Below are 18,790 nucleotides of genomic sequence, written 5' to 3'. Positions count from 1 at the left end.
CGGTATTGGCGCCGGGTGACCGGTCGTGCGGCCGAATCACCCGCTGTACCGATCGAACACGGCCCCGGAGGATGCCTCCGGGGCCGTTTCGGTTGTCTGGGGCTGTCTTTCAGGGGGCTGTTCCGGTGCTGCCGGTGGCAGCGGTCAGGACTTCACGACGTCGGAGTTCAGCGAGCGGTCCAGATGGTCGGCGGCGACCAACTTGCGGTCGACGAACGACAGCACCCACACACTGCCCTTGCGGTTGCGTGCGGACGGCAGTGTGATGCCGTCGCGCTCGGCCCACCAGCGCAGCAGATCCGGAATCACCTTGCCCTGACTGCACACAACGGGCACCTGGGTATCCGACACCAGCGAGACGACCCGTTGCCGCGCCGCGTCCTGCGCTGCGGCATAACCGGTTTCGGACAGCAGCGGTTCGAGTGTGATCTCGACGCCGAGCTTCTCGGCCAGCGGTGTCACCGTCTGCACGCAGCGCACCGGATCGGCCGAATAGATCTCAGATGCCCCGAACGCCAGCAAGTTCGAGACCAGAGCTCCTGCTTGGGCTTGGCCGGACCGATCCAGTGGGCGCAACGGGTCGGGACCGGAGAAGCGGTCTCGCCGACCGGCTTTCGCGTGCCGCACCAACAGCAGTGTGCGGGTTTCCGGTGGCAGCCGGGTGAACGCGCGCAGCACCTGCCGATCCATCGGGTAGGACAGCTGGTCCATCACCCGATCCAGCGGATACCAATTCAGCACGTCCACTTCATCATTGGCGGTGAACTCGCCGCCCGCCACCTCGGCCGCCCAGTAGTCCACCCGCTTCAGCTTGCGGTGTCCGGGCACCGGATAGGTGACGTGCCCGAGGTAGCGGCCCAGCTTGCAGTCCAGACCGGTCTCCTCGCGGACCTCGCGGACCGCGGCGAGCACCGGCGTCTCACCGGGATCGAGCTTGCCCTTGGGCAGCGACCAATCCTGGTACTTCGGCCGGTGCACGACGGCGATCTCCACGCCGCCGTTCGGCGCTCGCCGCCACAGCACCGCGCCCGCGGCGTGAATGTTGGCGGTAACACGGGGATCCCAGAAGGGGCCCCCTTCCATCTCGTACCCCGTAGCACCACTCACTGTTGTTCTGGCCTCCGCAGCCGCATGAGGAATTCTTGGTGGTCACGCACTTCGACATCGTCATCGCCTGCGTGTTCGGGCCACGCAAGCCAATTGCCATCCGAGCTGAGTACCCAGCAGCGGGTGTTGGGATGCAGGGCGGAGTCGAAGACCTGCCCGAGCTGCTCGGTCAGCCGCGGATCCTTCACCTGCGCCATCACTTCCACGCGCCGGTCCAGATTGCGGTGCATCATGTCGGCACTGCCGATCCAGTACTGATCCTGAGCCTGGAAGTGCATCACCCGCGAATGTTCGAGGAAGCGGCCGAGGATCGAGCGGACCTCGATGTTCTCGCTCATCCCCGGCACACCGGGGCGCAGCCCGCAGATGCCGCGCACCACGATCTGCACCGGCACCCCGGCCAGCGAGGCCCGGTACAGCGCGTCGATGATCTCCTCGTCGACGATCGCATTGGCCTTCAACCGGATTCGGGCGTCCTTGCCCTCTGCGGCCAGTGCGGTCTCCCGCTGGATCCGCTCGATGATCCCGGCGCGCACGCCATGCGGCGCGACAAGCAGGTTGCGGTAGTTCTCTTTTCGCGAGTAACCGGTCAGCGAATTGAACAGGTCGGTCAGGTCGGCACCGATTTCCGGTGCGGCGGTGAGCAATCCGACGTCCTCGTAGAGCCGCGCGGTCTTCGGGTTGTAGTTGCCGGTGCCGATGTGGCAGTAGCGGCGGATGGTTGCGCCCTCGCGGCGCACCACCAGACAGGTCTTGCAGTGCGTCTTCAAGCCGATCAGACCGTAGACCACGTGCACGCCGGCCTGCTCCAGCTGGCGCGCCCACTTGATGTTGGCCTGCTCGTCGAAGCGCGCCTTGATCTCGACCAGCGCGACCACCTGCTTGCCCGCCTCGGCGGCGTCGATGAGCGCGTTGACGATCGGGGAGTCACCGGAGGTGCGGTAGAGCGTCTGCTTGATGGCGAGCACCTGCGGGTCCGCGGCGGCCTGCTCGATGAAACGCTGCACGCTGGTGGAGAACGAGTCGTACGGATGGTGCACCAGCACGTCGCCCTCGCGCAGCGCCGCGAACACGTTGCGCGGCGTCTCCCGCTCACCGAACGCGGGCGGGGTGGCGGGCACATAGGGCGCGTCCTTGAGGTTCGGCCGGTCCACCCCGTACACCTGCCACAGGCAGGACAGGTCGAGCAGACCCGGCACCTGGATCACGTCGCCGGGATCGACATCCAGTTCACGCAACAACAATTCGAGCATGTGCTCGGTCATATCGTCGGAGACCTCGAGCCGCACCGGCGAGCCGAAGCGGCGGCGCGCGAGTTCGCGTTCCAGGGCCTGCAGCAGGTCCTCGTCGCGGTCCTCGTCGACCTCGAAGTCGGCGTTGCGGGTGATCCGGAACGAGTGCTGCTCAACCACTTCCATGCCGGGGAACAGCAGATCGAGGTGCGCCGCGATCAGCTCCTCCATCGGCAGGAAGGCAGCGATGGTCGAGCCGGCGTCGGTGCGTCGCACCCGGACGAACCGATCTACGTTGTCCGGCACCTTGACTCGGGCGAAGTGCTCGCCGCCGGTGGCGGAATCCTTCACCGTCACCGCGAGATTCAGGCTCAGGCCGCTGATGTAGGGGAACGGGTGCGCCGGGTCCACCGCGAGCGGGGTCAGCACCGGGAACACCTGATCCTGGAAGTGGCCCGAGAGGCGTTGGCGCTCATCGTCGTTCAGGTCGGTCCAGTCGATGATCGCGATGCCCTCGGCGGTGAGCGCGGGCAGCACGTCGTCCAGGAACACGCGCGCGTGACGCACGGCGATCTCCTGCGCGCGGGCGGCGATCAACTCCAGTTGCTCGCCAGGCGAGCGGCCGTCCGCGGAACGCACCAGCAGACCGGTCTCGGCGCGGCGCTTGAGGCCGGCGACGCGCACCATGTAGAACTCGTCGAGATTCGACGCGAAGATGGCGAGGAATTTGGCGCGCTCCAGCAGGGGCAGCGAAGCGTCCTCGGCCAGGGCGAGCACCCGGGCGTTGAAATCGAGCCAGCTCAGCTCGCGGTTGAGGTAGCGATCACGTGGCAACTGCACGATCGTCGCGTCGGTCTGCACCGGGCTCGCCGCTGGCGGCGGAGTAGGAAGCAATTGCGGTTTGACAACTTCCGTATCGCTCATAGCCGTACCTCGCTGGCGCTAGGCTCTGACAGGCGCGATACACGCCGGCAGACGGTTGGCTCGCTTCGCTCACTCACGCCAACGATCATCCCCTACAAACCGGGCAGTGTGGAGCCCGACACTGTGATTGCCGTGAGCATCACCTCACTCTGGCGACCTCCTAGCACACTCGGCGAACCGGGAGGTGAACACGATCCGGCCAGCCGATGTCGTGCAGCGCCACCCTGGTGGCGCAGCCCGCGCCGAGCTCAATGGCCAGGTCCAGGTCGTCGGCCGTGTCCACATCCAGTCGCAACCCGGGCCACTCGCCGACCAAGTCGACCGCACCCGCCGCTCTGTGTTTGCCCGCTGAACCAGGGCCGAAACGGGGTTCGAGGGCGGCAATGGGGTCGCGGACAAGTAGCGCTGCGGTGCCGGTGCCCGCGTGATCGACCACGATCGAGCGCAGTCCGCGCGGGGCGACCGTCAGCACGTCGGCCAGTTCCTCCGGGCGCAGCGCGGGCAGGTCCGCCTGCAACGCGAGCAGATCGACCGGGCCGTACCGGTGCCGCAGCCCCGTCGCGGCGTCGGCCAGCGCGTCGTTCAACCCGTCCCGGCCGGCGGTGCGTGGCTCCGGGTGCACCGCGGCGCCCATCGACAGGGCCAGGTCGGCCACCGCCGGATCCGGCGTGACCACGGTGATCGAAACGATCTCCGGCACGGCCGCGGTAGCAGTGATGGTGTCGGCGAGCATGGCGAGGACCAGCCGGGCCCGGTGTTCCGGGCGCAGCCGGTCGGCCAGTCGGCTCTTGGCCTGATCGAGGCTCTTCACCGCGATCACGGCATGCACGGCGTGCGGGCGCATGCGTCCAATCCTTCCATGGCATATTGGGCAGATGACGAGGGCGGCAGTACTGGGCGCGGGATCTTGGGGGACCGCGTTCGCAAAGGTCTTGGCGGACGCGGGAACCGACGTCACCATCTGGGCGCGACGACCCGAGGTCGCCGAAATACTGCACACCCAACATCGCAATCCGTCCTACCTCACCGATATTCCGTTGCCCCCGCTGAAAGCCACCCACGACCCCGCCGTCGCCCTCGACGCGGCCGACATCGTGGTTCTCGCGGTGCCGTCCCAATCCCTGCGCGTGAATCTCGAGCAGTGGAAGGGGCTGATCCCGCCGGAGGCGTCGCTGCTCAGCCTCGCCAAGGGCATCGAGAACGGCACGCTGCTGCGGATGAGTCAGGTGATCGCCGAGGTCAGCGGGGCCGACGCGAGCCGGGTTGCCGTGCTGTCCGGCCCGAACCTGGCTCGGGAGATCGCCGTCGGCCAGCCCGCGGCGACCGTGATCGCCTGTTCCGACGCCGACCGCGCCGTGGCGCTGCAGCACGCCAGCGCCACCGGATACTTCCGCCCCTACACCAACACCGACGTAATCGGCTGTGAAATCGGCGGCGCGTGCAAGAACGTGATCGCCCTCGCCTGCGGCATCGCCTCCGGAATGGGCTTGGGCGACAACACCGTCGCCAGCATCATCACCCGCGGCCTCGCCGAAATCATCCGCCTCGGCGTCGCCCTCGGCGCCGAACCCGCCACCCTCTCCGGCCTCGCCGGCGTCGGCGACCTCGTCGCCACCTGCACCTCACCGCTGTCCCGCAACCGCTCCTTCGGCCACGCCCTCGGTGCGGGCGGCTCCATGGAAACCGCGCAGGAGGCAACGCACGGCCAAGTCGCCGAAGGCGTCAAGTCCTGCACCTCCATCCGTGCGCTCGCTGTGAAGCACGATGTCGACATGCCGCTCACCACCGCCGTGAACCAGGTCTGCCACGAAGGTATGGCCGTGCGGGAAGCCGTCGGTAATCTGCTCGGACGGCGGATCAAGCCGGAGTAGGCCACCCGTCCCTTGCAGTGTGGCCCGGGTCGGGCATCGTCTTCCGCTGGTGAGTGTTGGCCGTACGGTGTTATGACGGGCGCGCACCACGTTTGCCGTGGACGCGGCGCGCCCGTGTAGCCTGCTCGGTTGTCGATGCAGGCTGAAACCGAGCGCGGATCAAGGCGGAAACACATGCGGGTAGCGGTGCTGTTTGGCGGGACGAACAGTGAGCGGGATGTCTCGATCGCGACGGCGGGTCAGGTATTCCGTGCGCTACGCGACCGCGGCCACGACGTTTCGGCCTTCGACACCACGGCGGGCAAGCTGAAGCCGAGCGACGAGGACCGGCTCATGGAGGCCACGGTGCCCGTCGAGCCGCCGGATCTCAGCATCATTCCCGGTGAAGATGTCACCATGCAGCTGCTCAGCGAACCGGGTGGCTTGCGCTCCGTCGACGTCGTGTTCCTCGCGCTGCACGGCGGCACCGGTGAAAACGGCACGATCCAAGGCCTGCTCGATCTGGCGGGCGTGCCCTACACCGGCAGCGGCGTGCTGGCCAGCGCGGTGGCGATGGACAAGGACGTCTCCAAGCGGCTGTTCCGGCTCGCGGGTGTGCCGACGCCGGACTGGTACATGGTCGGCCCCGAGGCGGAGTTCGATGATCAGCTCGGCTGTCCGGTGGTCGTGAAGCCGAACAAGCAGGGTTCCACGGTTGGACTGACGGTCGTCAAGGATCCTGCGCTGTTCGCCGACGCCGTGCGGGTAGCCCGCCTGCACGATGAAGAGGTGATGGTCGAGAAGTTCGTTCCCGGACGCGAATTCGTCATCGGGGTGCTCGGTGGCGAAGCGCTCGCGGTGGGCGAGATCATTCCGCAGGGCAGCGAGATCTTCGACTACCGCAACAAATACCAGGTCGACGGCGCGGTGGAAATCTTCCCGGCCCAGATCTCCGATGCGCAAGCCGATGAGATGCGCAGCCTTGCGGTGCAGGCGCACAACGCGCTCAAGCTGGGCAACTACAGCCGCGTCGACTTCCGGGTGGACAGCGAAGGCCGCATGTGGTGCCTCGAGGCGAACACTCTGCCGGGGATGACCGCGACCAGCCTGCTCCCGCAGTCGGCTGCGGTTGTCGGCATCGGCTTCGCCGAACTGTGCGAGAAGATCTGCGAGAACGCGCTGACCAAGCTCTGATCAGCGGGCTCTCGCCTGCGGACTTCGCTAGCACCGGTGCGTGCGTATTCTCGAAATATGCTCGTGGCGACGACTATTCCCGGACTGGCGCTGCTGTTGATTGCGCTGTCTTTCGCTGAGGTGACGTGGCGGAAGGTGACCGGGAAGACGTTGGTGCCGTGGATGCGCAGCGATGGGCGGCCGGTTTCGGCGGTGGGGTTCGAGCAGTTCGATGCGGTGTTCGCGGCGGGTAAGCAGCATGAGTTCGAGCAGGTTCAGTCGACGTTGATGCATCGGGAGAACCCCGGGGACGGGGCGCCCGGCGCCGTCGCCCTCGACCTCTCCAGCGGGAAAGCCACTCTGAATCCGGTGGTTCGCGACTGATCAACGGGGCGTAGTGCGGGCGCTGGCATGTCCCGTTGGGTCAGTTGGGGAGGGGGCCTGGGTCTAGGGGGGTGGCGGGGAGGTTGGCGGTGATGGTGTCGGAGACCGCTTGGAGGGGGGTGGGGCCGGAGCCGTCGGGAATGGTGAGGGCAATGTAGGTTTCGCGGTCGACCGCGAACCAGGTGCTCGCCTTGGCGGTTTGGTCGCGGGCCTCGAACCACTGGACGTTGTTCACGATCTGCAGGGCCGAGGCGCGGTTGAATTCGAGGGGGCGGTCCAGGCCGCAGCGCAGCACGATCGGGTCGCCGCCGTCGGTGCGCTGCCAGGCTCGGGTGGCCGGCGGGGAGGGTTCCACGAGGGTGGATTTGGTGAAGTCGCCGAGTTCGGTGGGCAGGGTGGGGAGCAGGGTGGTGCAGGCGGGGCCGGTGGCGGCGGGTGCGGGGACCGGGCCGAGGACCAGCGGTTCGCGTTCGACGGGGGCGCGGCGGGCGAGGATCGCGGCCACCAGGACGCCGACCACCAGGACGACCGGCAAGGCCACGGCGGTGGCGATGAGGGCGGGGGAGTACTGGCGGGCGCTCGCGGACGAGTCGGCGGTGCTGCCATCAGGTTCCGCAGCGGCGGGCTCGGCGTCCCGTGTATCGGCGGCGGCCGCCGTGGTGGCATCCGTCCCCGCTGTGGCAGCAGACTCAGCGGCAGTTGTCCCTAGCGCGCTATCGGCGGGCATGGTGGCGGCTTCCGCTGTGGCCGCGGGCTCAGTGGCGGTGGCGTCCGACGTGGCAGCAGGCTCGGCATAGGTGGTTCCCGGCGGGTTCGCAGCAGGGTCGGTGCCGTCGGCAGGCTTCTTCCTCACCGTCTCCTTCGCCGAATCGCGGTCCGACGATTCCGCCGCCATGCTCACCGATCCTTCCTGTCGCACTGAATGGGTGGTCGGGGCCGCGGGAGGTGCGGCGGCGCGGTGACCGGCCCGGTAGTAGTCGATTGCCCTGAAAAGGGTACCTTCGGGTCGATTCCAGTCGGCAGCGCGTCTGAAAGGACCGGTCATCAGCGAGCACACGGGACCGAGGACGGTGCGTGAACTGGGGGAGTTCGCGCTGATCGAGCGGATCAACCGCGGCCGGGTGCAGGCGCCGGGGGTGCTGCTCGGGCCCGGTGACGATGCCGCGATGGTGGCCGCGCCCGACGGCCGGTTCGTGGTCACCACCGACATGCTCGTGCAGGACCGGCATTTCCGGCTCGACTGGTCGAGTCCGGTGGATATCGGCCGCAAGGCGGTCGCGCAGAACGCGGCGGACGTGGTCGCGATGGGTGCGTGGCCGAGCGCGTTCGTGGTGGCCCTCGGCTGCCCGGCCGACACAGCGCTGGACGTGATCGACGGCCTGACCGAGGGGATGTGGGCGGAGGCGACCCGTGCGGGTGCGTCGATCACGGGCGGTGACCTGGTCCGCAGCCGCGATCTGGTCATCTCGGTGACCGCGTTCGGTGACCTGCGTGGCCGAGCGCCCGTCACGAGAGCTGGTGCGCGCGTGGGCGACACGGTCGCCGTCGCGGGCCGTCTCGGTTGGTCGGCCGCCGGCCTTGCGATGCTGACGGCCGGTGCCGAAGCCGACGACTTCGCTGAAGCGCTTGCCGCACATCGTGTCCCGCAGCCGCCCTATGCGGCGGTGCTCGAAACGCTCAGTGACAGCTTGAACTCACTCACCGACGTATCCGACGGCCTACTCGCCGATCTCGGCCATATCGCCACCGCATCCGGCGTCGCCATCGACCTCGATTCGTCCGCATTGCACGACCCCGCACTCGAACACCTCGCCGCACGCCTGGATGCCGATGCGGCGCAATGGATTCTGTCCGGCGGCGAGGACCACGCGTTCGTCGGCACCTGGTCGGCCGGGGCGGAGCTGCCCGCCGGATGGGTGCCGATCGGCCGAGTGTCGGCCGGTCACGGCGTCACGGTCGACGGTGTGCCCCCCGCTGGCAGTGCCGGGTGGGAATCGTTCAGTGGGGCGGACTCGGCGTCCGGGAGCGAACCACGATAAGTTGTGCGGTCATGGGCGCGAAACCACTGTCGGAAATCATGGATCCGGGATGGGCGAAGGCACTCGAATCGGTGGCGGATCGGATTTCCGCCATGGGCGAGTTTCTGCGCGAAGAGAACGCGGCGGGCCGCGGCTACCTACCGTCCGGTGAGAATGTGCTGCGCGCCTTCCAACGTCCGTTCGAGGCGGTGCGCGTGCTCGTCGTCGGCCAGGACCCGTACCCGACGCCCGGTCATGCGATGGGCCTGAGTTTCTCTGTGGCACCGGATGTTTCGCCGGTCCCGCGCAGCCTGGCCAACATCTTCGCCGAGTACACCAAGGACCTCGGCCACCCGACGCCGTCCTGCGGTGACCTGAGTCCCTGGTCCGACCAGGGCGTGCTGATGCTGAACAGGGTGCTCACGGTGACCCCCGGCCAGCCCGCCTCGCATCGCGGCAAGGGCTGGGAGGCGGTGACCGAGCAGGCGATTCGCGCGCTGGTCGCCCGCGACGAGCCGCTGGTCGCCATCCTCTGGGGTCGCGACGCGGCGACGCTCAAGCCGACCCTGGTCGGGGCCGAGGTGCCCTACATCGAGTCCGCGCACCCGTCGCCGCTGTCGGCCTCGCGTGGCTTCTTCGGTTCGCGCCCGTTCTCCCGAGTGAACGAACTACTCGACGAACTGGGTGCCGAACCCGTTGACTGGCGCCTGCCTTGAGCAGGCGTCTGTGTGTGATCTACCTAGATTGAAATTCGAGTGAGGAGCTTTTCCATGCCCAACACCACCGTTCGCGGCGCACTGCGCGGCACCACCGCCACCCTGGCCATCTGTGCCGCCCTCGCGGGTGGCGCCGCGACCGCGAGTGCGGCGGGCCTGCCGCTGGAGCAGGCCACCGAGACCACGTCTGCCCCCGCGGACACCGCCTCGACGCAGATCGGCGAGGAATTCACCTCCAACGGCTCCTCCACCATCTCCTCCTCGGTCAACGCCAAGGTCGCCTGCCTGCTGCAGCGCACGCTGAGCGCGTCGGGCAAGTGGGACTGCTGAGTTAGCGAGGCTCGCCCGCGAACCGTAACCGGTTCTATGCGATCCTCGATTCGTGAGTAAAGCGAACAAACTTCTCGAGCCCGCACTGCTGCGGCTGCGCGGCTCGGGTGGGATCGAGTTGGTCGCGGACCAGTTCGGCCCGGCCGACGGTCCGCTCGTCGTCTTTCTGCATGGCGGCGGGCAGACCAGGCACTCGTGGAAACAGACCGGCGCGAAGCTGGGTGCGGCGGGCATGCGTGTGGTCACGCTGGACGCGCGCGGCCACGGCGACAGCGCGTGGTCCGACGCCGCCGACTACCGCCGCGACACCATGGTTTCCGACCTGCTGCTCGTGCTCGAACAACTCGGTGCGCCCGCCGTGGTGGTGGGGGCGAGCATGGGCGGCATCACCGGTCTGCTCGCCACCGCCGAACCCGCGGGCACGGCGATCAGCGCGCTGGTGCTCGTCGACATCGTGACCAGACCGGAGCAGGCCGGTGTCGCGCGGGTGATCGACTTTCTGGGCAAGCACCGCAACGGATTCGACAGCCTCGAGCAGGTGGCCGACGCCGTCGCCGAGTACCTGCCGCACCGGCCGCGCCCGAAGAACACCGACGGCCTGCTGCGCAATCTGCGCCGGCGCGACGGCCGCTGGTACTGGCACTGGGATCCGGACATGCTGTCGCAGCGCGTCGAGGATCCGTCGGAGATGACCGACCAGCTGGAAGCCGCCGCACGCAAGCTGACGATTCCGGTGCTGCTGGTGCGCGGCATGCAGTCGGATGTGGTGAGTCCCGAAGGCGCAGCGGCGTTTCAGGAGCTGGTGCCGCACGCGCAGCTGGTCGAGATCGGCGGCGCGGCCCACACCGCGGCCGGTGACGACAACGACTCCTTCACCGACGCGGTCGCCAAGTTCGTCTTGCAGACCGGCGAGTGAGCTAGCTGTAGTTGGGCTTTCGCTTCGCCACGAACGCGTCGACCCCTTCGCGACCGGTCGCGCCGTTGGCTGCGGCGGCGATCGCATCACGCTCGCGATCCAGCTGGTCGCTCAGGGCTGATGAAGTGGACTGTGCCAGCAGGGTTTTGATGCTCGCGTAGGTGGATCGTGGTCCGGCGGCGAGGGTTCGGGCCAGTTTCAGCGCCTCGACCTGTACTTCGTCGTCGGCGACCAGCCTGCTGAGGATGCCGAGCCGCACCGCTTCGTCGGCGTCCAAAACCGCGTCGGTGAGCAGGATTTCGCGGGCCCGGCCCAGTCCGACGATGCGCGGCAGCGTCCACGACATGCCGCCGTCGGGGCTCAGGCCGATGCCGGGGTAGGCCGGGCGCAGCTTGGTGCTCGGCCCGCCGAGCGCGATGTCGGCGGCGCAGACCAGGCTCATGCCCGCACCCGCGGCCCAGCCGTGCACGCCGACGACCACCGGCACCGTCGTCGCGTCGAGCGCGCGCACGAAATGGTGCAGATCCGTTGCCAGACCGTAGATGTGGGCGGCCCGGTCGGTCGCTGCCGCGAAGCCGCGCACGTTGCCGCCCGCGCAGAAGTTGGCGCCCGTGCCGGTCAACAGGACGGCGCCGACGTCGCTGCCGAGCGACCGCAGGGCGGCCGTGCCCGCGACGATTCCGCCGAAGTCCATGGACGTACCGTTGGCCGCGGTCGCGATGGTGATCTGCAGAACGCCGTCGGCGGTGCTCACGTACCCGGCTTGCTCGGTGGAGGTCATGGTCAGCACCTTATCGCGTGCGCGCGAGTGGGCTGTCTCACTGCTCGGCGCCGGACGGGCGGACCATTCGGACCTCGATGGCAGGCGTGAATGCTTCGACCCGGCGGGTGCCGTCCAGCGCGAAACCGTGTTTGCGGTAGAAGGACTGAGCGCGCGGGTTCTCCTCGAAGACCCACAGCGAGCAGGCCGCTGCGGGGTCGACCGCGGCGCGCAGCAGATCGTGCGCGACGCCGGTGCCGTACCAGGACGCTCGGACGTACAGTGCGTTCAGCTGGAGCGGGGTCACCGGCGGATCGTCGAGACTTTCGCCCGCCGTCACGAAGCCGATCACTCGATCATCGACGAGCGCCACCCGCGTACGTCCGGGGTAGGTGACCCGTTGCCGCTCCCACTGCTCGGCGCGGCGCTCGACATCGAACGCGTCGAGCACATGCGCCGGCACCAGGCCGGGATACGCCTCCCGCCAGCAGGCGATGTGGCATTCGGCCAGGCGGTAGGTGTGCTCGGCGGCGAGCGGCAGGATGCGCCACTCGGGGTCGGTCATACCCGACATTTTCACCCATCGATGACTACGCCCCGGACCACCCGTGAGGGTGCCGGGGCGTGCGTCGGTCTCTTACCGGTTCAGCCGAGGCTGAATCAGCCGCGAACGACCTTGCCTGCCTTCAGGCAGGAGGTGCACACGTTCATGCGACGGGTGTTACCCGGCGCAACCTGGGCGCGAACGGTCTGGATGTTCGGGTTCCAGCGACGGTTGGTGCGCCGGTGCGAGTGCGAGACCGACTTCCCGAAGCCGGGGCCCTTGGCGCAGACGTCGCAGACGGCAGCCATAGTCGCGAACTCCTTCATGTCATGTGGAGGACCGCCGCCCGCGGGCAGCATGTCCGGAAACAATGTATTGACGTACCCCTGCCGACTGACATCGGCCAGCGCAAACCGGCAACGGCCACGCGAGGCAACCCTGCAAGGGTAGCGGGACGGCCCCCGATCCACCAAACCGGGTCGCTTTCCGACGTTGCCGGAACACGAGGTGGGTACCACCAGTATGTCGGTATCGCCCGCTAACCTTGCGGGCGGTGCAGGTCTGACAAAGAAGGGGAGACGGTGCCCGGAGCGCGGGATGTGATGGACGGCACGGCGTTGCTGCGCTGGGGCCGCGCCTGCCTCGACGGCCTGGAAAATCGCCGCGAGGAGATCAACGCCCTCAATGTCTTCCCCATCCCGGACGCCGACACCGGCACCAACCTGCTCGCCACGATGCGCGCCGCGATGGATGCGGCTGCGAAAGCTTCCGCGACAGTCGCCGCGAGAGATGCGGCAGTCGCGAACGCTCCGGCCGCCGCGAGCTCGGCGCACGATGGCGGCACCGCGAGCCCGGCACGCGATGTCGACGCTGCGAGCCCGGCACGCGATGTCGACGCTGCGATGCCCGCTGCTGACGGATTCGCCGCAATGTCGGCGGATGATGTCGACGCTGCGGCCCAAGAACGCGGAATGTCGACGCACGAAGTCGCCGCCGCGATGGCGCGCGGCGCGACGCTCGGTGCCCGCGGCAACTCGGGCATCATCCTTTCGCAGGTCTTGCGCGGTATCGCCGAGGCGGTCCGGCACGAGCCGCTGACCGCCGAAACCCTGCGCGATGCTCTGCGCCGCGGCTCGGCCCTGGTCCGCGAAGCGCTGAGCGAACCGATCGAAGGCACCATCCTCACGGTCCTCGACTACGCGGCCGCCAGCGCCGCCGACTGCCCGGACACCTCACTCGCGGAGGTGGCGTTGGCGGCGGCCGACGGTGCTGCCAAGGCGCTCGGCGACACCCCGTCCCAGCTCGGCGTGCTGCGCGAGGCGGGCGTCGTCGATGCGGGCGCGCGCGGGCTGGTGGTGCTGCTGGACTGCCTCGTCTCGGTCACCCTCGGCGAGTTCCCGACCCGGCCGGAGTACACCCCGCGCGACCCCGTCCCGGCGCACGTTGCCGAAAGCGCTGAGGTAACCGGCTCGCCCGCACCGCAATACGAGGTGATGTACCTGCTGGCCGACACCGACCAGGATCAGCTGGCCGAACTGCGCGCCCGCCTCACCGAGCTCGGCGACTCGGTGGTGGTCGTCGGCGACGGTGACAGTTCCTGGTCCGCCCACGTGCACTGCGCCGACGCGGGTGCCGCCGTGGAAGCGGGCATCGCCGCCGGGAAGCTCAGCGGCATCCGCATCGAGAGCTTCGCGCCCGCCAAACACGACATGACCCCCGGCCACCTGGTCACCCACACCACGATGGACTCCGCCAAGGAGACCGACGGCCCCGCCGACCGCGGCATCCTGGCCGTCGCGGCCGGTGTCGGCGCGGCCGAGCTGTTCGAGGACGCCGGCGCGGTGGTGCTGGCGGGCGACGGCGCGGTGACGGCCGCGGCCCTGCTCGACGCGATCCGGGCAATGCCGAACCGTGAGGTGCTCGTGCTGCCCAACGGCGCGCTACCCGCCCACGACCTGGTCGCGGTCGGTGTCGCCGCCCGTGACGTGCACCGTGACGTGTTGCTGCTGCCGAGCGCGTCCATGGTGCAGGGCCTCGCGGCGCTGGCCGTGCACGACCGCGGCCGGATCGCCGTCGACGACGCCTTCGCCATGTCCGAGGCGGCCGCGACCACCAGGTGGGGGTCGCTGCGCGCGGCGCAGGAACGGGCGCTCACCATGGTGGGCACCTGCGAAGCGGGCGACGGGCTCGGCTTGGTCGGCCACGACGTGGTGGTGATCGACCACGATGTGCGCGCGGCGGGCCTGACCCTGCTGGACCGAATGCTCGCCTTCGGCGGCGAACTGGTCACCCTGTTGATGGGCGCGGCGGCACCGGACGGTCTCGCCGGCGAACTCGCCGCACACATCGGCGAAAGCTTTCCCGGCGTGGAGGTCACCGTGTATTCCGGTGGGCAGCACGGGGATCTGGTGCAGATCGGAGTGGAGTAGATGGCGACCCTGAGTGATCGGCTCGACCATGTCCTCGGCGTGAAGGCGGCGGGTTCGCTGGTCGACGCGTTCGACATGCACACGGTGGAGGACCTGCTCCGGCACTACCCGCTGCGCTACGCCACCCAGGGTCAGCCGCTGACCGAGGAAGAGCCCGAAGACGGTACGCACATCACCGTGATCGGCCGGATCACCAAGGCCGAGCTGCGGCCGATGCGCAACCGCCGCGGTTCGCTGCTGAAGGTGGTGCTGGACACCGGTTCCGGCACCGGCCGCGGCGTCGACGTCACCTTCTTCAACGGCGACAAGGTGAAATACGTTGTCCGCGAAGGGCTTCGCGCCATGATGTCGGGCACGGTGAACTACTGGCGGCCCGGCCAGTGGAACCTGAGTCATCCGGGCTACCTGATCCTGCCCGAAACCGACGACGAGTCGGTGGGCGCGGTGAAGACCGTGCGCGGCGGCGGTGACCTGCGCGGCCTCGCGCAGAGCGCGAAAGGCGCTGAGGGCGTGGACACCTCGTTCATGGAGCGTGAGTTCATCCCGGTGTACCCGGCCACCGCGAAGGTGCAGAGCTGGGACGTGCTGGCCTGCGTCCGGCAGGTACTCGATCAGCTCGATCCCATCGATGATCCGCTGCCCGACGACATCAGGAACGAGCGTTCACTGATGAAGATCTCGGACGCGCTGCGCCTGATCCACCTGCCGGAGCGCAAGACCGATATCGACCAGGCACAGGAGCGGCTGCGTTTCGACGAGGCGCTGGCCTTGCAGTTGGTGCTCGCCGAACGCCGCCACGAGGTGTCCGGCCGGGCCGCGCGCCCGTGTCCGCCGCGCGCCGACGGCATCGCCGCCGAGTTCGAGAAGCGGCTGCCGTTCGAGCTGACCGAGGGCCAGAAAAAGGTGGTCTCGGAGATCTCCGCGGACATGTCGCGCAGCCATCCGATGCACCGATTGCTGCAGGGCGAGGTCGGCTCGGGTAAGACGATCGTCGCGTTGGAGGCGATGCTGCAGATCGTCGACGCGGGCCAGCAGTGCGCGTTGCTCGCGCCCACGGAAGTGCTTGCCGCCCAGCACTATCGGTCCCTGCGCGCAATGCTCGGCGATCTCGGTAACGCCGGTGAGCTCGGCGCGGGCGAGAAGTCGACCAAGGTGGTGCTGGTCACCGGCTCGATGTCGACCGCGACGAAGAAGGCCGCGCTGCTGGCGGCGATGACCGGCGAGGCGGGCATCGTGATCGGCACGCACGCGCTGATCCAGGACAACGTCGAATTCTTCGACCTCGGCATGGTGGTCGTCGACGAACAGCACCGCTTCGGCGTCGAACAGCGGGATGCGTTGCGCGCCAAGGCGAAATCCGGTGCCAGCCCGCACCTGCTGGTGATGACCGCGACGCCGATCCCGCGCACCATCGCGATGACCACCCTCGGCGACCTGGAGACCTCGACGCTCACCGAACTGCCGCGGGGTCGTTCGCCGATCACCTCCAAAGTTGTTCCGCGCAGGCAACATCCGAACTGGGTCGACCGCGCCTGGGAGCGCATCGTCGAGGAGGTCAAGGCCGGTCGGCAGGCCTATGTGGTGTGCTCACGCATCGGCGACGACGAGGCGGAAGGCTCCGGCAAGTCCCGCAACGGCAAGAAGGCGGCGGAGCCGGAAAAGGAAGGCCCGACCACGCAGGCGGCGCTGGACGTCTTCGAGATGTTGCGCACCGGTCCGCTGGCCGAGCTGCGCGTCGGCCTGCTGCACGGCCGCCTGCCCGCGGACGAAAAAGACCAGGTGATGCGCGCTTTCAACGACGGCTCCGTTGACGTGCTCGTCTGCACGACCGTCGTCGAGGTCGGTGTGGACGTGCCGAACGCGACCGTCATGGTGATCGTGGACGCGGACCGCTTCGGCGTCAGCCAGCTGCATCAGCTGCGCGGCCGCATCGGGCGAGGCAAGCATCCCGGGTTGTGCCTGCTGGTCACCGATTCCGCGCCCAACGGCTCGGCCATGGCGCGACTGGACGCTGTCGCCGCCACCACCGACGGCTTCGAACTCGCCGTGCTCGACCTGCGCACCCGCCGCGAGGGCGACGTGCTCGGCTCGGCCCAGTCCGGCACCGCTCGCTCGCTGCGCCTGCTCTCGCTGCTCGACGACCTCGAAGTCATCACCGCCGCACAGGATCTCGCCCGCGAGGTAGTCGAGGCCGACCCGGGCCTGAAGAAGCATCCGGGTTTGGCCAGCATGATGCACGCGGCGGTCGACGCCGAACGCTTGGAGTACCTGGCCAAGTCGTAATCGGCTGGCCGACAACGGGAATCACTGCGCCGCGACGGCGGTGATCTGGGTGAGCGAGCAGCGCCACCCCTGCTCGGTCTCGACGAAGACGTCCGTCGTCCACTCGTCGGCTTCGAACCGATCGCCTTGGTAGTGGGCGGTATTGGTGGCCCGCACCGTCAGCACCGCGACGTGCCCGTAGTGCTTGATCGAGGCCTCGCCCACGCGCTGCATCGCCGAATGGGTCAGGGCACCGGACTGGACGAACGCGAGGAATTCCGCGGCCGAGGTGATCCCGTTCTCGGAGACCATGGTCCAGTCGTCGGTCATGTAGTCGGCGATCCTGACCGCATCGTTGGCGACGATCGCGGCCATCCACTGGTCGAGCAGGCCTACCAACAGGACGTCGATCGAGCCGTCAGCGGCGGAAGAACGTGTCGTTGCCATGCTTCGCACGGTAGACCTGACCTCGGGCTACGGGCTTGGACGAATGGAACACCTGCGGGCCGGGTACCGACACTGCCGCTACCCGGCCTGCAGTCACGCTAAGCGGCGACAGGTATCGCCGCGGCTTCCTCGCCACGCGAGTTGACGGTCCGCAACCCGATGAACGCGGCGCTGAGCGTGATGAACCCGCCGATCAGCAGTGCGAGCTGGAAGCCGGAGGTCATCGCTTCCAGCGGCGCGTCGCCCGCGGTCAGCTGGCTCGTGGTGTGGGAGGTTGCGACCGCGGTCAGCACGGCCAAACCGAGCGCGCCGCCGATCTGCTGGCCCGTATTGAGCAGTGCGGCGGCGAGTCCGGCTTGCTCGGCGGGCACGCCCGCGTTGGCGGCGGTGGTGTTCGCGACGAACACCACACCGAGGCCGACGGACATGACCACCATCGGGGGCAGCAGGTCGACCAGGTACGAACCGTCGGTGGGGATGCGCGATAGCCAGATCAGCCCTAGCCCGGAGATCACCGACCCGGCGACGATGAGCGGCCGAGTCCCGGTCCTGGCGATGAACTTCGCGGTCACGCCGGCGGCAGCACCGATGGTGAGGCTGATCGGCAGGTAGGCGCTGCCCGCCTGGAACTCCCCGTAGCCCAGCACTTCCTGCATGTAGAGCGTGACGAAGAAGAACATCGCGAGCATGCCCGCGGCCAGGGTGAGGTGGGTCAGGTTGGCTGCCGCGAGGCCTTTGACCCGGAAGATCGACAGCGGCACAAGCGGATCCGCGGTCCGTTGCTCATTGAGCACGAAGCCGGCGAGCAGCGCGACCGCCACGCCGAGTTGCAGTATCGTCCGCACATCGCCCCACCCGTGCTGCGGCGCCTGCACCAAGCCGTAGACCAGCAGCATCAGACCGCCGGTCGCCAGCGCGGTCCCGAAAACATCGAAGCCACCACGTATCTCGTTGCGCCGGTCATCGGGCACCAGGAACGGCACCACGGCCAGCACCAGTAGGCACACAGGTGTGTTGACATAGAAGACCCAGCGCCAGCCGGGGCCTTGGGTCAGCACGCCGCCGAGGAAAACCCCTGCGGCGGAGGCGAGTCCGGCGGTGCCGCCCCATACGCTCAGCGCGGTGGTGCGATCGGTGCCTTCCCGGAAGTTGGTGGTGAGGATCGACAGCGCCGCGGGCAGCATCAATGCGGCGCCGACGCCTTGGGCGAACCGGGCGCCGATCAGCAGCTCGCTGGACTCGGCCAGGCCACCGATGGCCGAGGCGGTGCCGACCAGGATCGTCCCGGCGATCAGCACGCGGCGCCGACCGAGCAGGTCGGCCAGCCGCCCGCCGAGCAACATCAACCCGCCGTAGGTCAGCAGATAGCCACTGGTGATCCATTGCAGCGTCGACACCGACAGCCCCAGCTCGTGCTGGATGGTGGGTAGCGCGACATTGACGATCGAACCGTCGACGAAGTCGAGGAACGCGACCAGGCACAGCAGGGTCAGCATGAGTTTGCCGCGGCGGGTGGCCAGGAACGACGGTGATTCGGTGAGTGCACTCACTCCGATGTCCTCTCTCGGGTGCGGACGTGTTTTCATCCGTTGCCATCCGAGAGCCGACGCCCAGGTCGGTACGTGACATGGGGAGAGCCGGATCACATTTCTCACGCGGGCGTCACTTTTCACCCTGCTGTCTCGCTCCTAGTAGCGA

Annotated in this window: 18 protein-coding genes; 9 read left to right on the top strand and 9 right to left on the bottom strand. The window is 68.4% G+C overall.

Going from position 1 to position 18,790, the window contains the following annotated elements:
• Positions 1 to 144: 144 nt before the first annotated feature.
• From NN4_RS33340 to cofC, 3 genes are all read right to left on the bottom strand, one after another.
• Positions 145 to 1,083 (bottom strand): NUDIX hydrolase, encoded by a 939-nt coding sequence (locus NN4_RS33340; RefSeq protein ID WP_147139706.1) that lies wholly within the window; start codon positions 1,081 to 1,083, stop codon positions 145 to 147.
• Between the two features lie 20 nt (positions 1,084 to 1,103).
• Positions 1,104 to 3,263 (bottom strand): RNA degradosome polyphosphate kinase, encoded by a 2,160-nt coding sequence (locus NN4_RS33335; RefSeq protein WP_147139703.1) that lies wholly within the window; start codon positions 3,261 to 3,263, stop codon positions 1,104 to 1,106.
• Positions 3,264 to 3,423: 160 nt separating this feature from the next.
• Complete coding sequence (cofC, locus tag NN4_RS33330) at positions 3,424 to 4,107, bottom strand: 2-phospho-L-lactate guanylyltransferase (protein ID WP_147139701.1); 684 nt, start codon at positions 4,105 to 4,107, stop codon at positions 3,424 to 3,426.
• 31 nt (positions 4,108 to 4,138) lie between these two features.
• Here cofC and NN4_RS33325 point away from each other — a divergent pair, with 31 nt between their 5' ends.
• From NN4_RS33325 to NN4_RS33315, 3 genes are all read left to right on the top strand, one after another.
• Positions 4,139 to 5,134, top strand: coding sequence for an NAD(P)H-dependent glycerol-3-phosphate dehydrogenase (locus tag NN4_RS33325; protein WP_147139699.1), 996 nt, complete (start codon positions 4,139 to 4,141; stop codon positions 5,132 to 5,134).
• 174 nt (positions 5,135 to 5,308) lie between these two features.
• A complete protein-coding gene (locus NN4_RS33320) occupies positions 5,309 to 6,307 on the top strand; it encodes a D-alanine--D-alanine ligase family protein (protein ID WP_147139697.1) in 999 nt (332 codons plus the stop codon).
• Positions 6,308 to 6,364: 57 nt separating this feature from the next.
• The gene (locus NN4_RS33315) at positions 6,365 to 6,670 is read left to right on the top strand and encodes a DUF6191 domain-containing protein (RefSeq protein ID WP_147139695.1); all 306 of its coding nucleotides are present in this window, start codon (positions 6,365 to 6,367) and stop codon (positions 6,668 to 6,670) included.
• 40 nt (positions 6,671 to 6,710) lie between these two features.
• Here the strand turns inward: NN4_RS33315 and NN4_RS33310 are convergent, their stop codons facing one another.
• Positions 6,711 to 7,565, bottom strand: coding sequence for a DUF3515 domain-containing protein (locus NN4_RS33310; RefSeq protein ID WP_246181213.1), 855 nt, complete (start codon positions 7,563 to 7,565; stop codon positions 6,711 to 6,713).
• A gap of 175 nt (positions 7,566 to 7,740) precedes the next feature.
• On the opposite strand from NN4_RS33310, the gene NN4_RS33305 reads away from it, so the two are divergent.
• Genes NN4_RS33305 through NN4_RS33290 form a run of 4 tightly spaced genes read left to right on the top strand, consistent with a single transcriptional unit; the run spans position 7,741 to position 10,650 of the window.
• Positions 7,741 to 8,709 (top strand): thiamine-phosphate kinase, encoded by a 969-nt coding sequence (locus tag NN4_RS33305; protein ID WP_147139693.1) that lies wholly within the window; start codon positions 7,741 to 7,743, stop codon positions 8,707 to 8,709.
• An 11-nt stretch (positions 8,710 to 8,720) separates the two neighbouring features.
• Positions 8,721 to 9,404, top strand: coding sequence for a uracil-DNA glycosylase (locus NN4_RS33300; RefSeq protein ID WP_107658461.1), 684 nt, complete (start codon positions 8,721 to 8,723; stop codon positions 9,402 to 9,404).
• A gap of 54 nt (positions 9,405 to 9,458) precedes the next feature.
• A complete protein-coding gene (locus NN4_RS33295; protein ID WP_147139691.1) occupies positions 9,459 to 9,734 on the top strand; it encodes a hypothetical protein in 276 nt (91 codons plus the stop codon).
• A 52-nt stretch (positions 9,735 to 9,786) separates the two neighbouring features.
• Positions 9,787 to 10,650 (top strand): alpha/beta fold hydrolase, encoded by an 864-nt coding sequence (locus NN4_RS33290; protein ID WP_147139689.1) that lies wholly within the window; start codon positions 9,787 to 9,789, stop codon positions 10,648 to 10,650.
• A 1-nt stretch (position 10,651) separates the two neighbouring features.
• On the opposite strand, the gene NN4_RS33285 is transcribed toward NN4_RS33290, so the two are convergent.
• The 3 genes from NN4_RS33285 to rpmB form a co-directional block, all read right to left on the bottom strand.
• Positions 10,652 to 11,431 carry an enoyl-CoA hydratase/isomerase family protein gene (locus NN4_RS33285; RefSeq protein ID WP_147139687.1) on the bottom strand — a complete coding sequence of 260 codons (780 nt, stop codon included), beginning with the start codon at positions 11,429 to 11,431 and terminating at the stop codon, positions 10,652 to 10,654.
• A gap of 37 nt (positions 11,432 to 11,468) precedes the next feature.
• Positions 11,469 to 11,975, bottom strand: coding sequence for a GNAT family N-acetyltransferase (locus tag NN4_RS33280; RefSeq protein ID WP_147139686.1), 507 nt, complete (start codon positions 11,973 to 11,975; stop codon positions 11,469 to 11,471).
• Between the two features lie 95 nt (positions 11,976 to 12,070).
• Positions 12,071 to 12,262 carry a 50S ribosomal protein L28 gene (gene rpmB, locus NN4_RS33275; RefSeq protein ID WP_011210730.1) on the bottom strand — a complete coding sequence of 64 codons (192 nt, stop codon included), beginning with the start codon at positions 12,260 to 12,262 and terminating at the stop codon, positions 12,071 to 12,073.
• A gap of 294 nt (positions 12,263 to 12,556) precedes the next feature.
• On the opposite strand from rpmB, the gene NN4_RS33270 reads away from it, so the two are divergent.
• Together NN4_RS33270 and recG are read left to right on the top strand one after the other, a co-directional pair.
• Positions 12,557 to 14,383 (top strand): DAK2 domain-containing protein, encoded by a 1,827-nt coding sequence (locus NN4_RS33270; RefSeq protein WP_246181216.1) that lies wholly within the window; start codon positions 12,557 to 12,559, stop codon positions 14,381 to 14,383.
• The gene (recG, locus tag NN4_RS33265; protein WP_147139684.1) at positions 14,384 to 16,666 is read left to right on the top strand and encodes an ATP-dependent DNA helicase RecG; all 2,283 of its coding nucleotides are present in this window, start codon (positions 14,384 to 14,386) and stop codon (positions 16,664 to 16,666) included.
• 21 nt (positions 16,667 to 16,687) lie between these two features.
• Here the strand turns inward: recG and NN4_RS33260 are convergent, their stop codons facing one another.
• On the bottom strand, positions 16,688 to 17,092 hold the full coding sequence (locus NN4_RS33260; protein WP_147139682.1) for a nuclear transport factor 2 family protein: 405 nt from the start codon (positions 17,090 to 17,092) through the stop codon (positions 16,688 to 16,690).
• Between the two features lie 98 nt (positions 17,093 to 17,190).
• Positions 17,191 to 18,642, bottom strand: a complete 1,452-nt coding sequence (locus tag NN4_RS33255; RefSeq protein WP_308633343.1) for an MFS transporter — start codon at positions 18,640 to 18,642, stop codon at positions 17,191 to 17,193.
• Positions 18,643 to 18,790 lie beyond the last annotated feature (148 nt).

The sequence above is a fragment of the Nocardia ninae NBRC 108245 genome, assembly GCF_007990755.1.
Classification (GTDB): domain Bacteria; phylum Actinomycetota; class Actinomycetes; order Mycobacteriales; family Mycobacteriaceae; genus Nocardia; species Nocardia ninae.
This window is presented reverse-complemented; position numbering and strand designations above follow the sequence as displayed.